This window comes from Chlorobium sp., assembly GCF_036528655.1.
Classification (GTDB): domain Bacteria; phylum Bacteroidota; class Chlorobiia; order Chlorobiales; family Chlorobiaceae; genus Chlorobium.
This window is the reverse complement of record NZ_JAIGND010000040.1, coordinates 1-3,336: the sequence shown is the minus strand read 5'-3', so window position 1 is coordinate 3,336 and position 3,336 is coordinate 1. Positions and strand designations below refer to the sequence as shown.

Annotated in this window: 4 protein-coding genes; 2 read left to right on the top strand and 2 right to left on the bottom strand. The window is 48.4% G+C overall.

Features of this window, described 5'->3' with window-relative positions:
• Window positions 1-265 precede the first annotated feature (265 nt).
• Both K4305_RS11035 and K4305_RS11030 read right to left on the bottom strand, forming a co-directional pair.
• Window positions 266-1,309 (bottom strand): IS630 family transposase, encoded by a 1,044-nt coding sequence (locus tag K4305_RS11035; protein ID WP_331562502.1) that lies wholly within the window; start codon window positions 1,307-1,309, stop codon window positions 266-268.
• A gap of 386 nt (window positions 1,310-1,695) precedes the next feature.
• Complete coding sequence (locus tag K4305_RS11030) at window positions 1,696-2,346, bottom strand: type IV toxin-antitoxin system AbiEi family antitoxin domain-containing protein (protein WP_331562501.1); 651 nt, start codon at window positions 2,344-2,346, stop codon at window positions 1,696-1,698.
• 218 nt (window positions 2,347-2,564) lie between these two features.
• On the opposite strand from K4305_RS11030, the gene K4305_RS11025 reads away from it, so the two are divergent.
• Window positions 2,565-2,777 (top strand): antitoxin MazE family protein, encoded by a 213-nt coding sequence (locus K4305_RS11025; protein ID WP_331562500.1) that lies wholly within the window; start codon window positions 2,565-2,567, stop codon window positions 2,775-2,777.
• On the top strand, window positions 2,774-3,109 hold the full coding sequence (locus K4305_RS11020) for a type II toxin-antitoxin system PemK/MazF family toxin (protein WP_331562499.1): 336 nt from the start codon (window positions 2,774-2,776) through the stop codon (window positions 3,107-3,109). The genes K4305_RS11025 and K4305_RS11020 overlap by 4 nt, the downstream gene beginning before the upstream one ends.
• Window positions 3,110-3,336 lie beyond the last annotated feature (227 nt).

Below are 3,336 nucleotides of genomic sequence, written 5' to 3'. Positions count from 1 at the left end.
AGAAAAGCCCATAGCCTATCTGATTTCAATAGCTTGCTGGAGTCTTATCGCTTTTGTTCTAACATTGGTAATAAAAATGATAAACGAAATAAAGCGAACTACGTAGTTCTAAGCGGGTTTTCGTGACGTTGACCCGTCGGCAAATAATCTCGACTTAAGCCTGCGAAGCAATGTTTTTCTACACCGTTCGCAAGGATACCGAAACGGTTTTGATCGATAGGTTCCCCAAAGTAATCATCCTTTATTACCCCGGCAATTAAAGGACTCAACCCTTTGCATACCGAACGCTTGGGTGATCAAATAGTTTTTCTACCTGTTCCGGCGTCTTCTGCAGATGCCTCAAATGTGAAACGGTCTTCTTCCGAATCGCATCTTTTGTGCGGGCAACACCACCATTATTTCCATGCACTGCGAGTTTCAAATCGTTATTCAGATACTCATCAGGATTCAATTCCGGTGAATAGGCAGGCAAATAGAAAACTTCGATCTTGTCTGTGTTTTTGCCAAGCCATTCTTTGACCGGTTTGCAATGATGTACTTTCAGATTGTCGAGGATCAGAATCACTTTGTGACCGACATCCCTGACCAGACGTTTCATGAATTCTATGAGCCGCTTGCCGTTCATCGCATCTTCATACAGCATGAATCGCAGTTTGCCCCGATTGCTGATTGCTGACATCATGCTGATGTGCTCTTTCCGGGCATTCAGGCGCAATTCAGGGGTCTTCCCGGCTGGGGCATAGCCGCGTACACAGTTGCCATTCGTTGCGATACCGGTCTCATCTCCCCAGTAAATCTCTGCCTTTTCAGCCTTGGCCTGCGCTGCTATGGCAGGATAGGATTCTTCCATCCACCGTCCGACTTCCGCAGGACGCTGCTCGTATGCTTTTCGGATCGGCTTTTGAGGAGTATAGCCCCAGCGTGAAAGATACTCTCCGACCGTTCGAATAGGCATAAGAAAACCGAACTGCAGTTTGATCAACTGCCGAATGGCTTGTCGGTCCCAGAGTGCAAATGGCAGTTTCAATTGATCAGGATAATGATCAACTATCATCTTCTGGATCTGTTTCTCTTGCTCTACGCTCAGATGTCGTTTTTCACCGGTTTTGCGACCACGTTTCGGCACCGAAAGCATCTGCTTTCCTTCGCGTAAATACCACTGCCACCAACGGCTGGTTGTCTCAACAGGCAAGCCAAGCAATTCGGCTACTTCGCTGTTTTTTTTGCCTTTCGTTCGAAGGCTTATGACCTGTTTGCGCAATAATTCACGCTCACGGTCCGATACTTTTCTAACGTCTATTTTTTCCATGCTCTCAATATAATAAATTGAGAACTATAATTGCCGGATTAATAAATCGCCGGGTTGTACCCGGGCCCTGCCGATATGTCGCTCCTACGGAGCGAAGATCCATTTTGGGGAAAAGCTTTCTTTTACGGGGTTTCACCTCGTGCTACCGATGTTTCGCCCCTACGGGGCTGAAGATCAACGGTATATATGAAGTGGGTGAGACTTGTCCACAGGGACGTATGTCAATGAGGTAAGTAAAATTAATTCCTCTTTTCCGTATAGACAAGTTATTGGTTATGAACCCATAACGGAGAGCTGTCAGGCTGAAAGCAGCGCGGCTGGATGCGCAGGGAGGAGCTTTGCTTCAGAAACGGAATAGCGCTCCAGCCGTTTGCGAAGTATGTCGATCATTGTTTCAGTTCCCGTTGCATGGCAGAGATGCATCTGTCCATGCGTTTATGCTGATAGACCGAACGCATCCGTTCAAGATCGTCTTTGTCAATGGAGGCGAGTTCGTGCTCATCGATGCGCATTCCTTCAGTCAGACTCCTGATGCCGGGATAATCAATCTTGCGCAGGCAGAAAATGTCGAGTAAGGCCCGTAACGGCTGTGCCATCATGCAGCTCTGTCCTGCAAGCGTATCCCGATCGACGCCTTCAAGAAACCATCCTGTGTTCAGCGCTAACGGGTAATACCGGAATTGACCGAATTTCGGAATGTCGAGAGTCTGGCGTCGTCGATGCGGCGTAACAGACAGGGTGATTGGTGTCGATTCGGGAATCCACCCATGAAAACCGAGAGCTGTTTCCATTGAGATATACGATCCCGGCAGCAGTGCATGGGCCAGTACAAAGGGATGCATTTTACCCTGCTTTACAGCCGAAGAGAGCAGGTAACGGCCACGTTTCAAGCGCAGCAGTTCTCCACGATGCAGAGCGCGGTTAACCAGGTTGTAACGGCGTTGCGGCGTGCCATCGAGCAGACGGGATAACTGGGCTTCTGTGACAACACGCTCGCCCAGCCTGGCGTTGGTGATATGTTCGGTCAGTATTTCCATTAATGCGAGATACTTTCACTTTATGAAAGTTACAAACATTTATTGGTGTGCCGAGTCAGAACGGCTTCGCGACTCTTTAGCCTCAAAATCTCGTATTGAACCTGCGGATCAGTGTGCCGTCCCGACGGGGAGGAATGGAGATTCCAGAGTATGACTTGGAACTTTGAATCGGGTTCGTTACGTTACATGTAACGAAGAAAAGAAAATGGAGATCATGCATGAAGGTTGTTACTGAAAGAGTAAAGCGGTACAGAGACAAGCTTCGGGAGCGCGGGTTGAGGCCTGTACAGATATGGGTGGCGGATACGCGGCGCCCGGGATTCGAACTGGAATGTCGCCGTCAATCGGCGTTGCTCAAGTCGGATGCTCATGAAAAGGGGGTGCTTGAATTCCTTGAGCGGGCAGCAGATCGGGAAGGTTGGGAAGCATGAAACGAGGATCGGTAGTAACCATAGCCTTGCAGGGCGATTACGGCAAACATCGCCCTGCTTTGATTGTACAATCCGATTATTTTTCAGGACATCCGTCGGTAACCGTTTTACCGATTACCAGTGAGTTGCGTCAGACGCCGTTATTCAGAGTCGATGTCGAGACTGAATCCGGCAATGGATTGCGTAAGCGTTCCCAGATCATGGTCGATAAAATACAGACCGTTCCGGCAGAAAAAATCGGCAAAGCCATCGGTATTCTTGACGAAGCAACCATGATGGATGTCAACAGGGCGCTTGCGCTTTGGTTAGGATTTGCCGGTAATCCAGGGTGAATCGACCGGTAGCAACGTGGGCTTCGGGACGTTGATCCGTTGCCAAAAAAACTCATCTTGAACAACATAGAGATATGCTGGAATAATGTGTTGAGTGTTATTTATGGCGAAAAAGATTGAGTTTCCTGAACCGGATGGCAAAACAGAAAAAACCAGAACGGTGATTTTCCTTAGAGATACTGTTGGGTTGTCGGCGTTCATTCGGAATGTATGCCTGATCTTACTGA